A 17,200-nucleotide genomic window follows, 5' to 3' on the forward strand; every position below is an offset into this window, starting at 1 on the left:
GCGCCATTCCCGGTTGGGGGGGCAGCGGCGGAACAGCCGCACCCATTGGCGGACGGGGGGGCACCGGGGGTGAATTGGGAACACGGGGCGGTGGCGGAGGACTTTGGGGATTAGTCATAGGGAGACTCGTTAGAGGGCTAGGAATGGATCAGGTATTTCCAGTGTGCCACTGTTTTAGCAAAACCATAGGCTCGTTAGCCCTATGTTAAAACTTGACGGCACAGGACAACCCAAAAGGGGAACACCGCCACGAAACTCAGGGTACTTAGGGCAATTACCGCAGGGGGCAAGTCGGTGTTCAACTCGTATTCCTCCGCCAAAATCAAGGCAGCAAAGGCGGTGGGCGTACCGGCCATAATGGCGATCGCTAGTAATGTGTCCCCCCGCAATCCCAAACCATAGGCGATCGCCATCATCGTCAGTGGCAGCAACAACGTCTTGACCAGCATAGGCAGCAGTCCCACACGCAAGCTCTGCCAGCCGGGGAGCCGACTGAGGCGAATTCCTATAAGAACAAAGGCGAGGGGAATCACCAAGTGAATATCTATCTCACACAACTTTTCGATCGTCTCGGGAAATGCAAGATCATGGGTAGCAAATCCTGCCACTGATGCCCAAAGGGTCGGCACCGTTGGAATCACTGCCAAAGCTTGCCACCAAGGTTGATGATTCCCTCTGCCGTAGTACTGACCAAGAAATGAACCCAAGCCGTAGGTACCGAGGGCATTTTGGGTAATCGCATAGAAGGTCGCCCAGGGCAATGCCGTCGTACTCAGGAGAGGAATGGCAACCCCCAACCCGACAAAGCCCGTGTTGCCGAGAATGCTGGCAATCAGATAGCTCCCCTGCAAGCGGCGACTTTCTCCTTCCGGAACTGTACTGGTTAGGAAGGGAGGGGTGTATTGGAGCCACTGGGGTTGAAAGTAGTGCTTCTGCAAATTGTAGAGGCCCTGGGCAAGGATATAGCCGACAATGAGCGCCACAAAGGCCAGCACCGGTGCCAACCAAATGAGTCCTGCGAAGTTGGTGTGCCGCACCAAGGCAAAAATTTGAATGGGTACCCCCACCCAATAAAGGCCGCGTCCCAACCATTGGGGAATCACTGCCGGCAACCAACGGCCACAGATGAACCCCAGACTTGTCCAAATAACTAAGGGGCTAGCTGCGCTGAGTGCATCCGCCATCGCGATCGCCCGTTCACAATTCCTCATCACTATACTGTGAACATTCTGGCAAGGAGAAGTTAAGCATGCTGGGCAAAAGAGGATCAGCCCTGAGTTTTGTGGTGCTACTGGGAGTTGTCTCCCTGTGTGCCGATGCCACCTACGAAGGCGCACGCAGTCTCACGGGGGTCTATTTAGGGGTCTTAGGCGCCAGTGGTACCGTTGTCGGCTTAGTGGCTGGCTTGGGGGAATTCATTGGCTACGGTCTGCGTCTTGTGATTGGCTATGTGAGCGATCGCACCCGTGCCTATTGGCGCATTACCACCCTCGGTTACGCCATCAATACCATCGCTGTGCCCCTGATGGCCTTGGCCAATCGTTGGGAAGTCCTAGGGGGATTCATGATTGCTGAGCGCACTGGCAAAGCGATTCGTACACCCCCCCGCGATGTTTTGCTCTCCTATGGTGCTAGCCAAGTGGGGCGTGGCCTTGGCTTTGGCCTCCATGAAGCGATGGATCAAATTGGTGCCGTTGTTGGACCGCTGATGGTGGCTGGGGTCTTTGCCCTCACCCAGCACTATCAATGGAGTTTTGCTATCCTCGCCATCCCTGCTCTGATTGGTTTGGTCGTTTTGCTGGCGACGCAGCGGCAGTACCCAGAGCCACGGAATTTTGAAACAGTGATTCAAGATCTCGATACCAAAAGACTACCAACGCTATTTTGGATTTATCTATTGGCCGTGGCCTTTCTGGGTGGGGGTTATGTGGATTTTCCCTTAATTGCCTTTCACTTACAGCAGGGAAACAGTCTGCAAACCAGTCAAATTCCGCTGCTCTATGCTCTGGCAATGGGGGTTGATGCGGTGGCGGCCCTGCTCTTTGGGTACTTACTGGATCGCATTGGCATCATGGCCTTGATCCTTGCTGTGGTGCTGTCAGTGGGCTTTGCGCCCTTGGTTTTCCTCAGTTCTGCGGTAATTTGGGGCATGGTTCTGTGGGGCATTGGGATGGGTGCTCAAGAATCTATTGTGCGGGCGATCGTCGCCAACCTCGTTCCACCAGAACGGCGGGGGTCGGCCTATGGTATCTTTGCCACTGGCTATGGTTTAGCCTGGTTTCTAGGAAGTTGGCTCATGGGGGTGCTCTACGATCGCTCCTTGGGGCTGTTGGTACTGGTGTCGGTGGTGCTGCAACTCCTGGGGCTGACGCTGTTATTGTGGGTGAGGCAAGGGTCTAGGCTTCCTGTTTAGGGGCTACTTCTTCGGTGAGGGCCTGCAACCGGTAGAGATGGGCGTACACGCCATTGCGAGCCAACAGTTCACTGTGGGTGCCCTGCTCCACCAGTTGTCCCCGTTTGAGCACAAAAATGCGATCTACATGGCGGATTGTGGCGAGGCGGTGGGCAATAATAATTGCGGTTCGATTCACCAAGAGACGGTTCAAGGCCTCCTGAATCATTACCTCGGTGCCCACATCCAAATTGGCCGTTGCCTCATCAAGGACAAGAATTTCTGGATTGCGAATGGCGACCCGCGCAAAGGCCAAAAGTTGTCGCTGCCCTGCCGAGAGATTTGTGCCCCGCTGCCGCAGGGGAGTGTCATAGCCTTGGGGCAACTGCTCAATGAACTCAGCAATATTCATTTCTGCGGCCACCCGCTGAATGTCGGCAAGGGTGTAGTTGTCGCCAAGGGCAATGTTGCTTTTGATATCCCCAGAAAAGAGAAAGCTCTCCTGCAAAATCACGCCAATGTGCTGCCGCAGTTCTGCTTGGCTAAAGTCGCGCACATTGCGACCACCAACGAGGACTTCACCGCGCGTTGGATCATAAAGACGACAGAGCAAGCGAATAATCGAACTTTTGCCCGCCCCTGTGGGGCCAACAATGGCCACTTTCTCGCCAGCATGAATTTGAAAGGAAAGCTGCTTGAGGACATAGTCATCGTCTTTGTAGGCCAGCCAGACATCACGAAACTCAACGGCAGCCGCTGTATTTTCTGTCTGGGGCAAGCGCAAAAAGGTGCGATCGGGATCCTGAATTTCAATGGGTTCTAAAAGCAGATCATGGATGCGCTCAATGGCGGTTAAGCCCGCTTGCACGATGGTAAATTTCTCCGCCAACTGCCGCAATGGATCAAAGACGCGCTGCGAAAAGAGGATAAATGTGGCTAAGGTGCCAAAGTCAATCGTGCGCTGCTGCACCAAGCCACCGCCGAGCCAGAGAACCCCCGCGATCGCCACAAAGGCAATCCACTCTAAGGTCGCCGATACCGCTGAATCATAGAAAATTGTCCGATCCACCTCTTTGATGTAGCGTTGATTGCGCCGCCGAAACAGTTGACTATTAAAAGCCTCACGGCGAAACAATTGCACCACTGTAATGCCAACGATGTTTTCCTGCAGATCGGCATTCAGTAGCGACAGCTCCTCGCGGGACTTGTAGTTGGCGACGCGATAGCAATGTTGAAAATAGATAATCAGGGCAGCGATCGGCAGAACCAAGGCCAGCAGCAGCGTTGCCAGCAGGCGGTCAATGAAAAACATCGTCAGGATGACCACCAGCATCGAGAAGACATCACTGAGAACCCCCACAGCGCCAGTGGCAAACACATCCCCCAAGGCATCCACATCACTGGTCAAGCGGGTAATGAGCTTACCGACGGGAGTGCGGTCAAAGAAGCGGGAGGAGAGCCGCAGTACGTGGTCAAATAAGTCATCGCGAATATCGGCAGTAATGTTTTGGCCAATTTTTTGGATCCAGTACCCCTGAGCTGCCTGCACCCCAAAGCGCAGTACCACGGTCACCAACAGTGCAATGCTCAGTAGATCAATCCCTTGGGTCAGCGTTAAGGCTTTCAAAAAGCTGTAGGTACTCTCTTCCCCCTTAAGGAGGGCGATCGCCTGACCAATAATGATCGGTTGTAATGCTGCTGCTGCCGCCAAGGGAATCAAAAGCAGGCCACTGCCTAGCAGTCCCCAGCGATAGGGCTTAAGGTAAGGAATCAGTCGTTGTAAAAGTTGCCAATCCGTAGAGCGTGTTGCTGCTGTCATGCCCTGCTAAAACTTGTGAACCTCTTTTTCCCAGTCTAGGGCGCACTCGCAATTGTTTGTAACAATTTACACGCTCCAGTGGGTTGTCATTTAGCCATCCCTTAGCTAGACTAAGAGTAGTTCGGGCTATTCTATCCCCCGCATAGCCCCACTGAAATCCCCGAAAAGGTAAGTTACGCCGAAAGGGTAACACACAAATCAAGGATCCTGTAGCCGCCGCTTCAGAAAAGGGTATGGATGTCCTTGATGCCGAAGGGATTTTTTCCAAGCTTTGCAGCGGCTCTAGATTTAGGGTATAGATTGCACTGCGCTTTGGTAGATAGGATAGGGGAGTGATCGCGAGCAGTCAGCCATCACTCTCTTGAAATCGCAGTAGGCTAGAAGGAGCGGCACCCCAGTTGATTCCATTCATCCGTTTATGAGTGACTCCCGTTTGCTCGATATTGCGCGGCAGGGCGACCCCCGCGCCATTGCCACACTGCTGAATGCCGTCCTCTTGCCCAAGCGGGTAAAGGCCACGGTGGTGCGTCAGGCCGAGGAGCTAATGATCACCCTGCATTCAGAAAAAATGCTCAATCAAGCGGCAGCCGCAACCCTGATCCGCACCGCCTTAGAAAAATTGCACTTGCCAGAGATTCAACGGGTTTTCATTGAGTCACGGGTGTTGGGCGTCCCCCTCTGGGAAACTCATTTTGCATTACAGGTCATGCCTGCCGTTCAACCCCCGCTGCCGGCGATCGCCGATCCATGGTCCCCTGAAACAGCACCCCCTGAGCCATCCCCGCCTGAACCGACACTGCGGGATTTGATGTCCACTTTTATGACCTCCGAGGCGCCTTCTACATCTGAAGGTCAGGATGCTGTGGCGCGATCGCCCCAAGAAGAGGAACAGCCCATTCCAGTAGAGACGACACCGGGGGATATTGTTGCCCCTGAAGCAGCTCCCCCCCTAGAGCCAGTCACTGAAAATGCTGAGGAGGGGATAGTGGCAGAACCGATCAGTGGGCCGCAAGAGAGTTTCCTAGATGAAGTTCCAGAAATTGATCCTGATGAGGACATTAGCTTGGCAGATTTAGCTGCCGCCTTTGACCCCAACTCCCCCTCAGAATCGCCAGATGCCAGTTTTGACAGTGAAGAACTGACAGCCGCCATTGAGCTGCCCTCCTTTCAAGAAGAAGGCACGGAATCCGATACCCTTAATGGATGCTCGGGGGAATTGCCAGTCCTCGAGGCTCCTGCTGAACCACCCCCAGCGTCCCTAGAACAGAGCACTGCACCACCAGAAACCCCAGACAGTGTTGCTGAAATACCCGAACCCCCACTGGCGTTTTTTGAGGCCACCTTAGAACAATCAACCCCTGAGGCATACGACTTCCCAGAACCGACGACTGAGGAGATTGCCGCCCTAGAAGCCTTAGAGACTGAGATCAGCCCACCAACCGCAATCACCTCTGAGATAGCCGCTGCAGCTGAATCCTCGCCTGAGGGGGCGATCGCCCTAGACGCTGCCTCCGTTGTTGCGGATCCTTGGGCCGCCCCAGACACTTTGCCCCCTGCACCCACAGCCCCCCAAGCTCAAGAACCCGTTAGCTACCCGCCTCTACGGGATCCTTGGTTAGAGGCCGAGCCTGCGCAGCAAATTAAGGCAGATAAGACACAGGAACCCCCGGCCACCACAGAACCCCCACCGCCCGCCTCTGAAGAGGAAATTTACACCACGCCAACAATTGAAAAAGTGCCCCGCGATGACCAGTCAAAGGTGGCAGGTATTGCTGGGATGGTTATGGGGTTAGGCTTTTGTGCTACGGGGTTAGGAATGATTATTGGCTTGCCGATGGTTGTGGGCAGTATGTGGATGCTTGGGGATGAGGAAGTGTGGAGTGGTGAGTGCCCCCATTGTCATCAGCCTCTAAAAATTCCTGTGGGTAAGCTCTGGCGCTTTAGCTGCCAGAAGTGTCAGGGATTGATTGAAGTAAAGCATGGCCGCTTCTACGCACGCCAGGCTCCCCCTGGGTCCTAACCCAAATCTAAAAATCTAAATGATTTATCTGACCCCGTTGGCGACGAGCTTCAAGGGCTTGGGCGATGAGATCCAATAGCCCCGGTGCCTCTTCCTGAATCGTCAGCAGTAGGCGTTCACCCATGGCTAGATCCGCATCTGGAGGGAAAGGGTCTTGTTGAACCAACTGCCGCAGCCGCGGCACCGTATTGTCAACGATTTCCACGAGTGCCCCCAAGCAGCGAAAAAATTGCCGTTCGGTCAGGGTGCTGTCCTCAATGGGGAATTCAATCATCGCCCGCACTTCACCCGCCTTGGGATCGTACTCCCACTGCAGCATTTTTGTCTGCCACGAAATGCACAGCAGCGTTTGTAAAATGGCATCCCGAAAGGGGTGGTTTTTAATGCCGGGCAAGAGATTGGGGGCATAGAGCTTAAAGAACTCGCCCCCCTCATCTAACTCAATGACAACGATAAATCGCTCAAGGTGATCACCATTGACGCCGGTAATAATTTGGTGGTTGGGCGCATTCAACCGATAGTTCAGTTGGTGCCGCTGGAGATAATGGGCAATTTGGCTAAGGGCGATCGCCATGCCACAGTCATCCTAAAGGGCTGCTGAGGGCTGAGGATTAATCTTGGTGCCTAAAACCTCCAAAAATGCTGCCAACCACCGCGGATGGGCAGGCCAAGCCGGTGCCGTAACCAGATTGCCATCTACCACCACCGCATCCGCTGCCACATTGGTAAACTTGCCGCCGGCACTGACGACCTCAGGACCACAGGCAGGATAGGCCGTACAGGTTTTGCCAGCCAGCACACCCGCTGCTGCCAAGAGTTGCAGCCCGTGACAAATCGCGGCAATGGGTTTTTGGGTCTCGCCAAAGTGCTTGGTGATTTCCAGTACCTGTGGATTGAGGCGCAAGTATTCTGGGGCCCGTCCTCCCGGCACCACTAGGGCATCGTAGGTTGTGGGGTCAATCTCTGTAAAGGTGGCATTGAGTGTAAAATTATGCCCCCGTTTCTCACTGTAGGTTTGATCCCCTTCAAAATCGTGAACGGCTGTGCGCACGCTGTCGCCAGCCACTTTATCCGGACAGACGGCATGCACGGTATGACCCACCATTTGTAAGGCTTGGAAGGGGACCATCACTTCGTAGTCTTCGACGTAGTCGCCCACGAGCATCAGAATGCGTTTGCCACTCATGATTGTTTGCCTCTCGCATGGACCTATGTTTGATCCTGACATAACGGTGCCCCCTGCAACCGTTAATCTGAGTAAGGGGAATGATCCGGTGCACTGTCGTGATAAGTAGGAATACTGCTGCTGGGGTTTACTTTGTGGGTGCTGGCCCGGGCGATCCAGAATTGCTTACCCTCAAGGGGCAACGACTCCTTCAAGAGGCCGATGTGATTCTCTATGCCGATTCCTTAGTGCCGACTGGGATTTTGCAGTTTGCGCCGCCGAGTGCCATCTGTATTCCCACAGCTGCAATGACCTTGGAAGAAATCATTCCACTGATGGTTGAAGCGGTGCAGGCGGGGAAGAAAGTAGTGCGGTTGCAATCGGGCGATCCCAGCCTCTACAGTGCCATTCATGAGCAGATCTGCCGCCTAGCGGAAGCAGGCATTGCCGTTGAAGTTGTCCCCGGCATTAGTGCCTATCAATTGGCTGCTGCTCGCCTCAAGGCCGAACTCACCCTGCCTGAATTGGTACAGACAATTATCCTCACCCGTGCCAGTGGCCGTACGCGAGTCCCGCCAACAGAAGAATTAGCCAGTTTAGCCGCCCACAAAGCCAGCTTGTGTCTTTATCTGAGTGCGAATTATGTCCAGCGTGCCCAGCAAGATCTGCTCCAGCACTATCCCCCAGAGACGCTGGTTGCTGTCGGCTACCGCTTGGGATGGCCCGATGAGCAGTTGTGGCTGGTTCCCTTGGTGGACATGGCGACGTTTAGTCAGCAACAGCGATTGACCCGCACGACCCTCTACTTGATCAGTCCAGCCTTGGCGGTGCAACAGCAGGGCAGTGATGCCTGGCGCTCCTGTCTCTATAGTCCAGAACACTATCACCTGTTTCGCTCTCATTAAGGCTGTGTACAATTTCCTGTAAGGATGTTGTTGGTAAATACGGTGGGTAACTGGCTCAGTAAAGCACTGATTGTTTTGATTCGCCTTTATCAACGCTGGATTTCACCGCTATTGTTGCCCACGTGCCGCTATACGCCCACTTGTTCTGCCTATGCAGTTGAGGCGATCGCCCGCTTTGGGGCTGTAAGGGGAACTTATCTGGCCATTCGCCGCATTTTGCGCTGCCACCCCTTTGCAGCGGCTGGCTATGACCCTGTGCCACACTTGGAGGAGCCGCCTGACAATCCTGATAATTATGGGCAATAGACGCCAGTCCTCGGAATCCCCAACTGAAGGCCAGCCCTCTCCCACTCCCAGGTGCCCAAGCTCCTGCAGACGCAGTGACGATATTTGCCGATGCGGTTGTTGCTAAACGCTGCCTTGCCCTTCATGAGGAGGTCCTATGGCGGCATTGTCGAGAACCGCCGCTTGTACTGTAGCAACAAGCGATCGCCCCAAAGCATCAAGGTTGTATCCTCCCTCTAAACCAATAACAATGCGGTGAGTAATCTGTAAGCACTGGTGCATCATCCAGCCATAATCGGCATCCTCTAGTTCAATACTGGAAAGAGGATCCTCACGGTGGGCATCATACCCCGCACTGATAATGAGTAAATCTGGGTTAAATTGCCACAAAAAGGGCATAACTTGATCTTGAAATGCGGCTCGATAGGCTTCTCCATTGGAACCTGTCGGCATGGGTAAGTTGAGGACGTTGTTGTAGCGCCCGCGATCGCCCCCATCACCGGTGTAGGGATAGGCGGGAAACTCATGGAGCGAACAATAGGCGATCTGAGGATTGTCTTGAACCAGTGCTTGGGTACCATTGCCGTGGTGGACATCCCAATCGAGAATTGCCACTCGTCTTATCCCCGGCAAACTGAGAGCATAATGGCCAGCGATCGCCCCATTCGCCAACAGGCAAAACCCCATTCCCCGCTCCCGGAGGGCATGGTGGCCGGGGGGACGCGCCAAAACAAAAATCGCTTGCTGTCGCTGTAGAGCCAGATCTACCCCATCGAGCCAAGCCTGTACGGCTAACCGTGCCACGCGATCGCTCTGGTCATTGAGGTAGGTATCGGGATCTAACCAGCCACCCCCTGCTGCGGCCATTTGGGCTAATTGGTCTAAGTACACCGGACTGTGGATCTTTTCTAGCCAAGGGGTCAAGCCTTCTGCGACAGGGGTGGGTTCGCGCCACTCTGCTGCTGGAAATGCGGCTTGCAAATGCCGACAAATGGCTAACAGGCGTTCGGGCCGCTCAAAGTGAAACTGAGGGCAGCGATGTTCTAGGAAGCGATCGCTATAGATAAAGACAGGGGAAAACATCATTTAACCAAGTCCAGATCTGCCCCAAGTCTAGATCTGCCCATGGTTGATTGGCAAGAGATAGAGCCTATTGGCTAAGGCCAGAGGTCGAGCAGTTCCTCAAAAATTTGCGCTTCCAAAAAGGGGCAGGTTTGGGGCAATGCTTCAGGATTAAAGGGCATTTCTTGTTTTACCAGGTCAAGGGCAGTCTCGTAAGTAGGGCTTGAGTCTGGAGCTTTCCTTGAGCTGGCCTTCTAGGGGATGCCGTTGCTCACGACGGGGGTAACACTTCAAGGCAGTGGCACAATTCCCGTTTCTTTTTTTGCCCAAGGAGTCAATCTCCTCACGCCAGTTCTCAAGATCGAGCAATTCAAGTTGCCTTGGCGGAGGTATGCGGCTTGCTGTTGCATCCACGGATAAAAGTTGGTTTCATACAGCGTATCCATGGCTGGTTCACCTCCAGATGCATCTAGCACATCCAGGAATGCAGTCAGACTATCGAGTTTTTAGGGTATGCAGGACCTGCTCAATATCCACGATAAAGATGGGAGGGAGCTCCTGGTCGCCTTGATGGGTGACCATGAGGGAGCTAACGTTGTGAATACTTCCCCAGTGGAGATAGTTGCGGGGAATCGGATGAATGGCCTCCTGGGGAATGCGCTCAATCATGGGGGGGTCTGTGAGGGGCAGGCCAAGCCATTCCTGTCGGGGTTGGAGGATAAGCAAAAACCTGAGCTTTTCGGTTTCTGAGGTTGAAAGGGGGGCATCAAAGAGACAGCGGCCAATATCAATAACTAAAATTTCCCGATTCTCATAGGTGACAAGGCCAATACCCCGCTGGTATGGATCGCCGTGAATAGGGGGTAACGGAATCACTCGATAGGCCTGTGCCATCGGCACGGCAAACTGCTCTTGGCGCACGATAAATGTCAAGAACTGCTCTAAAACAACAGGTTGGCTCTGGCGACGGCGACGGCTTTTAAGCATGGTGGATCAACTGATCAAGGGTGGCCAAGAAGTCACTTTCGCGGAAGGGTTTGCTAAAGTAGGCCGCTGCCCCCAGGCGTTCTGCAAGCTGGCGGTGTTTTTGACCCGTGCGGGAGGTGAGCATCATCACGGGGGTGTTTTGGCATTGGGGAATGCGGCGAATTTGAGTGAGGACGCCAAACCCATCGAGGCGGGGCATTTCAATGTCGCAGATCACAGCGTTGACCTGCAGTCCTCCTTGGAGTTTATCAATGGCTTCCTGACCATCTTTAGCCTGCTCAACCCGATAGCCGGCTTTTTCGAGGGTACTGGTGAGGAAACGCCGCACGTTCACTGAATCATCAACCACAAGGACGGTGTCTTGCCTAGGGGCAGTGGAGCTGGCCACGGGGGCAGGGGGACGCTCCTGTTGCGACCAATCAAAGAGAGCAAGAGGATCTAATAGGGGGACAATGCGGCCATTTCCTAAAATTGTGCAGCCACTAAAGCCCTTGGGTAGGGCTAGTTCTCCTTCGACTTGGCGAATGGTGACTTCCTGCTCGCTCCAGTGGCGATCAACCCGCAGGGCAAGGGCACTGTCCCCTTGACTGATAATCATCAGGGTTGGTTCGTTAATGGTGGGTGCTCCCTCCATTTCCACGGGGCGATGGGGACGCTGAAAGTGAAAAATCTGGGTCAGCTCAATCAAGGGAATGAGATAGCCTTCCCAGTCAATGAGGGTTGAGCCAAGGGTTTCAATGGCAGGGTAGCGATCGGCTAGCACCATTTCTTCGATGTCTTCGGTTGGTACTGCCAAAAGCATGCCGGCAGCCTCTATCAAAAGCGCCCGCACCACTGAGAGGGTGTAGGGAATTGTAATCGTGAATTGCGTCCCTTGGCCGGGAGTACTCTGGATCTGGATGTCCCCGCGAATTTGACGCAGATTAGTGCGCACGACGTCCATTCCTACGCCGCGTCCGGAGAGGCTGGTCACCTGCGCGGCCGTTGAAAAGCCCGGCTCAAAAATCAGTGGCCAGAGGTCGCGATCGCTAGCAGTTTCCAACCAATCTTGGGCTAAGCCCAATTGCCGTGCCCTTTGGCGAATTTTCTCTGGATTGAGACCTCGGCCATCATCCGCCACAGTAATCACGGTTCGGTTGCCGCGATAGGCTGCCTTTAGAGTAATGGTTCCCACGGCGGGTTTGCCAAGGGCTTGGCGTTCCTCTGCAGGTTCAATGCCATGGTCAAAGGCATTGCGGACAAGGTGCAAGAGGGGATCCGCCAAGACACTCAACACAGTACGGTCAATGAGAACGTGGCTGCCCTCAATCACAAGATTGACGTTTTTGCCATGCTCGCGGCTCAGTTCCCGAACTAACCGTGGATACCGGTTGGCCAAGTCGGCAAAGGGACGCATCCGCACTTGGGTAAATCGAGCTTGAAGTTGCTTGGCAGTGCGGTTGAGATCACGGCCAGTGCGTTCGGTGTCCTCTAGGCTCAGTTCCAGATCGGTGGTGATTTCCTGCACTTGAACAATCGTTTCCATCACCTCTTGGGAGAGCAGATGCACATCCGTGTAGCGATCGAACTCGAGGACATCAAAGCCATGCTGGTTTTGGGGACTCAAGTAATGGGGGGCACTGACACGGTCATACTCTGTGCGCAGACGAAAGTTGGCACGCTCAAGGGCACGTACTTTTTGCTTGAGACCCGCTAGTAGGGTGTGGAGGCGTTGCCGTTGTAAATCCAGACCGTTACACTCAATGAGCAATTCCCCCATCAGATCACCGAGTTGATCCAATTGATACCCCGGCACCCGCACGGTCATTTCCTTGGGTTCTTGGGTTAGAAGCTGGGGAGTCACCGGGGTAGTCTCAGCTTTTGGCGCAGGGGAAGGTGCCTCTGTGGGGGTGGGTGGGGGGGACAATAAATCCCCCAAGGAGAAAGCCTCCACTTCGGCACTGGCAAAGTCCTCAACCCCTAATTCCTGATTTAGGTTTGCCAGCGGTAAATCAATAATGGTTTGATCCTCGTCCTCGGTTTCAGGGGTTTCCAAGCGGGTGGGCAAAGCCGCCAGTTGCCCAGTGATCACAAGGGCTTGGCAGCGCCGCCATTGCTGAATAATGCTGGCACCAACCTGGCTGACATCACAGTTGGGTTGCTCCAGATAGGCACCGACGGAGGCACAAAACTCAGCAAATTGAGAGAGTTCGAGCATTTGCCCGAGGGCTTCCAGTTCTTGGGCGGCGATCGTCAGCTCCTCCCTGAGGCAGGGTTGCCCAGGGGTTTGCAGCACGGTCTCCAAGCGTTGCAGACAGGCCTCTACCTCGGTTTCAAAAAGAACCACCCGCATCTGCTGGCCATCCTCACCACTGAGGAGTGTCAGATCATCCTCCGCCGTCGGATCCCCCAACCGTCCCTGCAACTCATTCAAAAGCGGCTCTACCTGAGTGCGCCACCAGCCCTCATTGGGTTGAACGCCTTGACGGTAGAGGATCATAACTGCTTGCAGTTGATCTACCGTCTTGAGCAGCAGGTGCTGTACCTCGATATCGTCGCAGGGACGGGATTTCAAAATCTTGAAGAAATCCTCAAGGCGATGGGCCAGTTCACTCAGGGACGTAAAGCCCATCATGGCCGCGCCGCCTTTAATGGAGTGCGCTGCCCGCAGCACCTCATCTACCCGTCCCGGCTGTTGAGAGAGGCATAGTACCCCTGCCTCAATCGTTTGCAGGTAATCCTGGGCCTCTTCTAAAAACTGGAGGCGGATGGTTTCCTCGACGCCAGATTCGGGCATGGTTATCCCTGAGCAGTCACCTTAAAGATGTTGACAGAATTTTGTAGCTCCTGAGCCCGATCCACAGTACTTTGGAGAGACTCAGAAATCTGTTTGGAGGTGGCGGAGATCTCCTCCGAGACCTTGGCAAAATCGCGCATCAGGGTATTGACTGTATTGGCTGTGCGGGCTTGGGAGACGGTGGCTTGGGAAATGGACTGCACCAGCTCGTCAATGTGCTGCGATACCTGGACAATTTCGTTGAGGTTTTTCTTGGCAGCTTCCACAAGGCGGGTGCCTTCGACCACCTCGGCTGTCCCTGTTTCCATCGCACTGACCACTTCCTGGGTTTCCTGCTGAATGCTCTCTACGATTTGCTCAATTTCGCGAGTCGCTGCCGCCGATCGCGCCGCCAATTCCCCCACTTCTTCTGCCACCACAGCAAAGCCACGGCCCTCTTCCCCCGCGCGGGCGGCTTCAATGCTGGCATTAATGGCCAAGAGGTTAGTTTGCAGGGCAATCTGGTTAATGAGGGAGATCACTTTAGAAATCTGCTGCGAAGCTTCCCCCAACCGCTTCACCTTTTTGGCAGTTTCTGCAACGGTTTCCCGCAGGTGAAGGATACTGTCAACGGTGGCATCCATCGTTTCACCACTGGTGACTGCTCGCTCTGAGGCTTTGCGCGCCACTGCTGCCGCCTCGTTGGCGCTGTTGGCCACAGATTCAATGGAGATCGACATTGCCTCCACCGCTTCTAGCATCCGCTTCACCTTCTTGGCTTGGCGCAGTGATTCTTCGGCCAATCCTGTCATGGCCGCCTCATCGGCCAAAAGGGCTGTGTTCACTTTCTCTGTGGTGGCTTTCACTTCCATGACCACATCCCGCAGACTTTCAATGAGGGAGTTGAAAATATCGGCAACGGTCCCAATTTCATCAGCAGTGATGTCTGCCCGTACCGTTAAATCTCCCTGGGAAGCAGCCTCCACTTCGGTGAGTAGGTTAATCAACTGCCTTTGGATGCGCTCAGTGCGCTGCTGTTGCTCCTGAGCAAGGCGCTGTGCTTCTTTTTGGGCAGCGGTGATCTCCTCAAGGAAGCGGCTGCGCTCCAGTACCAATCCTGCTTGGTTGGTTAACTGGACGACGGCATCAATTTCAGACTCTTGCCATTGGCGTGGCCCGCTGCACTGGTGGGCAATTAATAGTCCCACCAGTTTTTGGCTGACGACTAAGGGAATCACTAGGTTGGCTCGCACCTTGAGGGGAGCAAGTTGTTTGAGATGACACTCTGTTAAACCGGCATTGAGAATGTCGGTTGTGGCTTGTATCCGCCCCTTGGTGTAAGCTTCTACCCAATTTTGCCGGAAACAGGGATCATCAATGACCTGTTCGAGGGCTTGGGGCCAGCCTGCGCCCACTGATTCAGCAACAACTTTGCCCACATAGTTCTCATCAAATTCATAGAAGATCACGCGATCGCACGCCAACAGGTGGCGACCATCATTGACGAGGCAATTGAGAATCTCCTGGCGATCGCTGTGTTGGGTTAAACGCAATACACTATCGCGCAATTGCTCAGCACGCTGAGTAGCGAGTTGAGACTCGCGGAGGAACTTTTCTAATTGTTCTGCCATTTGGTTAATTGTGGAGCTGAGGGTGGCCAATTCATCCTCCCCCTCCACTGGTAGGCGGGTTTGGAGATCCCCTTCGCCAATTTTTGTCACCGCCTTGGTAGCTCGCAGCAGCGGCTGCACTCCCCGATTGCTCAGATAAATCGCGATCGCTGCCGTTAAAATTGTTGTGACCACCACCCCAGACAACAGTGTCCAGCTCAAGTTTTGCAGGGGCCTGAGGGCCTGCTCTTGGTTCCGACCCAGGATAAGGGAGGCAAACGGTTGCGTAACACTAGTGTAGGCAAGAAGTTGAGCTTTCCCATCGGGGCGGCGTTGTTCTGTTAGACTACCGGCTGGGCTATTGTTCCGCGCCTGCGCCAGTTTGGGAAAGACGGCGGCCAAGGGTTTGCCTTGCACCCCTAAGATGGAGGAAGCAAAGATTGTTCCCCGCGGCTCTACAAGATAAAAGTCCTGGTTTTGCTGCTCATAGATATTGAGCACCCTGTGAACACCGCTTCGGGGGACTCGCAATCGCACCACGGCCATTATTTGCTGATTTTGCGGATTGATCAGCGGCGCTGCGGCAAACATCCCTAAGGGGCGCTCCGGCAGTGATAGCGTTGGCTCAACCGTTAGAACCGCTTTGCGCGTTTGGATGGCGAGCTTAAAGTACTCCTGATTTTGGAGAACATTGTTAGCCAGACGGTTACCAGCAGTGGATTGGGCAATCACAGTTCCTTGACCGTCGTTGGCAATGATTGCTGCACTGTCGTAGTCTGGGTAGGCCTTGATCAGTTGATCTAGGATGGCTTGCAGTGGGCGGCGATCGCGGCGCTGAATTTCAGTGCCGTAGCGACTAGTCAAAAGAAAGGCCAAGGTGCTTGCGTCCCCCTGTCGCTCGCGAAGATATTGATCAAAAGAGAGGGATGAAGCCATACTTTCCTGTTGCTGGACCCCCAACACCTGACGCATTAACTGTTGACGGGCCACCTCATTTGCGGCTAAACCCACCCCAATCATGGGCACCGTTGCTAGGGCAACGGCACTGGTAATCAGTTTTGGACGTAGCCCCCAAAATTTGCGACGTGGCGGTGTCGGCGGCAGGGGGTTCCCAAGGGATTTACCGTTAGTGGCTGCTTTCTGCTCCTCTAGGGGAGGCAGTTGGTAGTTCAAAACTGAGGGTGGTAAAGGGGGAATGTCAATAGGGGGTTTGGCGGTTGTCATGGTTGGCACATCCTAAAAGTATCGATAGCACCTCTATCCAACATCAACAGCAAGAACACTTGAGCAGGACCTTTCCGCGATCGCCTTCAGTGTACCCTCGGCAATTGCCGCCCCATCGAGGATAAACACTACCTCTCCCGCTAGATGACAGCAGCCTTTGAGGTAAGGAACCAGCGCCGCACTCACCGTACCCACAGGAGACTGAATCGCTTCCTGGGGAAGTCGGACGATTCCCCGTACTTCCTGTAGCGCCAAGCCCAGGTATCCCTTAGGAGTTTGCAGCAGCGCAATCGTCACCAGAGATGTATCTGCCTCTAGGGGCTCTAGGTTGAGCAAGTGGGCCAAATCCAGCACCCACACAATGCGGTTACGAAAGTTGAGTAATCCCATTACCAGGGCCGGCATATTGGGAATTGCCGTGAGTTGCTGCGGTGGGAGCACCAACACCTGCTGAATTTCAGCCATCGCCAGCAGTGCGCTCAATTGCGCCTGTACCACCAAACGCAGGTAGGGCGCTCCTTGGGGGCGATCGCCCTGCCCCTCACCACTGTTGAACCAAGGCCCTCTCCCTAGCATCGTCATACCATCACCGACTTCAGCGCCCGCACCAGATCCTCACGACTAAAGGGCTTTGTCACATAGGCATCAGCCCCCTGCTTCATTGCCCAAAGACGGTCTAGCTCTTGGTTTTTGGACGTACAGACAACAATGGGAAGCTTTTCCGTTTCAGGGTTTTTCTTGAGACTGCGACAGAGTTCAAACCCGCTCATCCCTGGCATCACCACATCCGTAACTACCACATCGGGCTTATATTGAGCTATTTTCTCCAGTGCCTCCTTGGCATCGCTGGCTGCAATCACCCTATAGCCAGATTCCTGAAGAAACGAGGTAATCAGTGCCATTTCCGAAGAAACATCTTCTACTACCAAGACCGTCGTCATTTCCCTTCCCCAATCTCAATGCAAAGAATCAATCA

The 17,200-nt window shown here is 54.2% G+C and carries 14 protein-coding genes; 4 read left to right on the plus strand and 10 right to left on the minus strand.

The window, feature by feature from the left end; translation table 11 throughout:
* Positions 1-200: 200 nt before the first annotated feature.
* Positions 201-1,211, minus strand: a complete 1,011-nt coding sequence (locus IGQ16_RS08040; RefSeq protein ID WP_225871759.1) for an AEC family transporter — start codon at positions 1,209-1,211, stop codon at positions 201-203.
* Between the two features lie 41 nt (positions 1,212-1,252).
* Between IGQ16_RS08040 and IGQ16_RS08045 the strand changes: the two genes are divergently transcribed.
* A complete protein-coding gene (locus IGQ16_RS08045) occupies positions 1,253-2,413 on the plus strand; it encodes an MFS transporter (protein WP_225871815.1) in 1,161 nt (386 codons plus the stop codon).
* Here IGQ16_RS08045 and IGQ16_RS08050 read toward each other — a convergent pair.
* Positions 2,397-4,211, minus strand: a complete 1,815-nt coding sequence (locus tag IGQ16_RS08050) for an ABC transporter ATP-binding protein (RefSeq protein WP_297040317.1) — start codon at positions 4,209-4,211, stop codon at positions 2,397-2,399. The two genes, IGQ16_RS08045 and IGQ16_RS08050, sit on opposite strands and share 17 nt — an antisense overlap.
* Positions 4,212-4,629: 418 nt before the next feature.
* Between IGQ16_RS08050 and IGQ16_RS08055 the strand changes: the two genes are divergently transcribed.
* Positions 4,630-6,231, plus strand: coding sequence for a hypothetical protein (locus IGQ16_RS08055; protein ID WP_297060974.1), 1,602 nt, complete (start codon positions 4,630-4,632; stop codon positions 6,229-6,231).
* A 7-nt stretch (positions 6,232-6,238) separates the two neighbouring features.
* Here IGQ16_RS08055 and IGQ16_RS08060 read toward each other — a convergent pair whose 3' ends face one another.
* Entirely contained in the window at positions 6,239-6,805 is a 567-nt protein-coding gene (locus IGQ16_RS08060; protein ID WP_024125956.1) for a hypothetical protein, read from the minus strand.
* Positions 6,806-6,817: 12 nt separating this feature from the next.
* Positions 6,818-7,417, minus strand: a complete 600-nt coding sequence (locus IGQ16_RS08065; RefSeq protein WP_024125957.1) for a DJ-1/PfpI family protein — start codon at positions 7,415-7,417, stop codon at positions 6,818-6,820.
* An 80-nt stretch (positions 7,418-7,497) separates the two neighbouring features.
* Between IGQ16_RS08065 and cobM the strand changes: the two genes are divergently transcribed.
* Together cobM and yidD are read left to right on the plus strand one after the other, a co-directional pair.
* The gene (cobM, locus tag IGQ16_RS08070; protein ID WP_051372862.1) at positions 7,498-8,301 is read left to right on the plus strand and encodes a precorrin-4 C(11)-methyltransferase; all 804 of its coding nucleotides are present in this window, start codon (positions 7,498-7,500) and stop codon (positions 8,299-8,301) included.
* 42 nt (positions 8,302-8,343) lie between these two features.
* On the plus strand, positions 8,344-8,607 hold the full coding sequence (gene yidD / locus IGQ16_RS08075) for a membrane protein insertion efficiency factor YidD (RefSeq protein WP_157869819.1): 264 nt from the start codon (positions 8,344-8,346) through the stop codon (positions 8,605-8,607).
* Positions 8,608-8,709: 102 nt separating this feature from the next.
* On the opposite strand, the gene IGQ16_RS08080 is transcribed toward yidD, so the two are convergent.
* The 6 genes from IGQ16_RS08080 to IGQ16_RS08105 all read right to left on the minus strand — a co-directional run bounded on the left by IGQ16_RS08080 (position 8,710) and on the right by IGQ16_RS08105 (position 17,165).
* Positions 8,710-9,672, minus strand: coding sequence for a histone deacetylase (locus IGQ16_RS08080; protein WP_255325271.1), 963 nt, complete (start codon positions 9,670-9,672; stop codon positions 8,710-8,712).
* 471 nt (positions 9,673-10,143) lie between these two features.
* Positions 10,144-10,635, minus strand: coding sequence for a chemotaxis protein CheW (locus IGQ16_RS08085; protein ID WP_024125961.1), 492 nt, complete (start codon positions 10,633-10,635; stop codon positions 10,144-10,146).
* The gene (locus IGQ16_RS08090) at positions 10,628-13,411 is read right to left on the minus strand and encodes a hybrid sensor histidine kinase/response regulator (protein ID WP_024125962.1); all 2,784 of its coding nucleotides are present in this window, start codon (positions 13,409-13,411) and stop codon (positions 10,628-10,630) included. Before IGQ16_RS08090 ends, IGQ16_RS08085 begins: the two co-directional genes overlap by 8 nt.
* A gap of 2 nt (positions 13,412-13,413) precedes the next feature.
* Positions 13,414-16,224: a methyl-accepting chemotaxis protein gene (locus tag IGQ16_RS08095; protein ID WP_297060976.1), complete on the minus strand. Its 2,811-nt coding sequence runs from the start codon at positions 16,222-16,224 to the stop codon at positions 13,414-13,416.
* Positions 16,225-16,257: 33 nt separating this feature from the next.
* Complete coding sequence (locus tag IGQ16_RS08100) at positions 16,258-16,806, minus strand: chemotaxis protein CheW (protein ID WP_051372864.1); 549 nt, start codon at positions 16,804-16,806, stop codon at positions 16,258-16,260.
* Complete coding sequence (locus tag IGQ16_RS08105) at positions 16,803-17,165, minus strand: response regulator (RefSeq protein WP_041429325.1); 363 nt, start codon at positions 17,163-17,165, stop codon at positions 16,803-16,805. Before IGQ16_RS08105 ends, IGQ16_RS08100 begins: the two co-directional genes overlap by 4 nt.
* Positions 17,166-17,200 lie beyond the last annotated feature (35 nt).

The sequence above is a fragment of the Thermosynechococcus sp. M3746_W2019_013 genome (genome assembly GCF_015296045.1).
Classification (GTDB): domain Bacteria; phylum Cyanobacteriota; class Cyanobacteriia; order Thermosynechococcales; family Thermosynechococcaceae; genus Thermosynechococcus.

What these genes read in the sequence shown, in the direction of transcription:
- IGQ16_RS08040 (WP_225871759.1), bottom strand. Translation starts at nt 1,211, where the DNA reads ATGAGGAATTGTGAACGGGCGATCGCGATGGCGGATGCACTCAGCGCA.
- IGQ16_RS08050 (WP_297040317.1), bottom strand. Translation starts at nt 4,211, where the DNA reads ATGACAGCAGCAACACGCTCTACGGATTGGCAACTTTTACAACGACTG.
- IGQ16_RS08055 (WP_297060974.1), top strand. Translation starts at nt 4,630, where the DNA reads ATGAGTGACTCCCGTTTGCTCGATATTGCGCGGCAGGGCGACCCCCGC.
- IGQ16_RS08060 (WP_024125956.1), bottom strand. Translation starts at nt 6,805, where the DNA reads ATGGCGATCGCCCTTAGCCAAATTGCCCATTATCTCCAGCGGCACCAA.
- IGQ16_RS08065 (WP_024125957.1), bottom strand. Translation starts at nt 7,417, where the DNA reads ATGAGTGGCAAACGCATTCTGATGCTCGTGGGCGACTACGTCGAAGAC.
- cobM (WP_051372862.1), top strand. Translation starts at nt 7,498, where the DNA reads ATGATCCGGTGCACTGTCGTGATAAGTAGGAATACTGCTGCTGGGGTT.
- IGQ16_RS08080 (WP_255325271.1), bottom strand. Translation starts at nt 9,672, where the DNA reads ATGATGTTTTCCCCTGTCTTTATCTATAGCGATCGCTTCCTAGAACAT.
- IGQ16_RS08085 (WP_024125961.1), bottom strand. Translation starts at nt 10,635, where the DNA reads ATGCTTAAAAGCCGTCGCCGTCGCCAGAGCCAACCTGTTGTTTTAGAG.
- IGQ16_RS08090 (WP_024125962.1), bottom strand. Translation starts at nt 13,411, where the DNA reads ATGCCCGAATCTGGCGTCGAGGAAACCATCCGCCTCCAGTTTTTAGAA.
- IGQ16_RS08095 (WP_297060976.1), bottom strand. Translation starts at nt 16,224, where the DNA reads ATGACAACCGCCAAACCCCCTATTGACATTCCCCCTTTACCACCCTCA.
- IGQ16_RS08100 (WP_051372864.1), bottom strand. Translation starts at nt 16,806, where the DNA reads ATGACGATGCTAGGGAGAGGGCCTTGGTTCAACAGTGGTGAGGGGCAG.
- IGQ16_RS08105 (WP_041429325.1), bottom strand. Translation starts at nt 17,165, where the DNA reads ATGACGACGGTCTTGGTAGTAGAAGATGTTTCTTCGGAAATGGCACTG.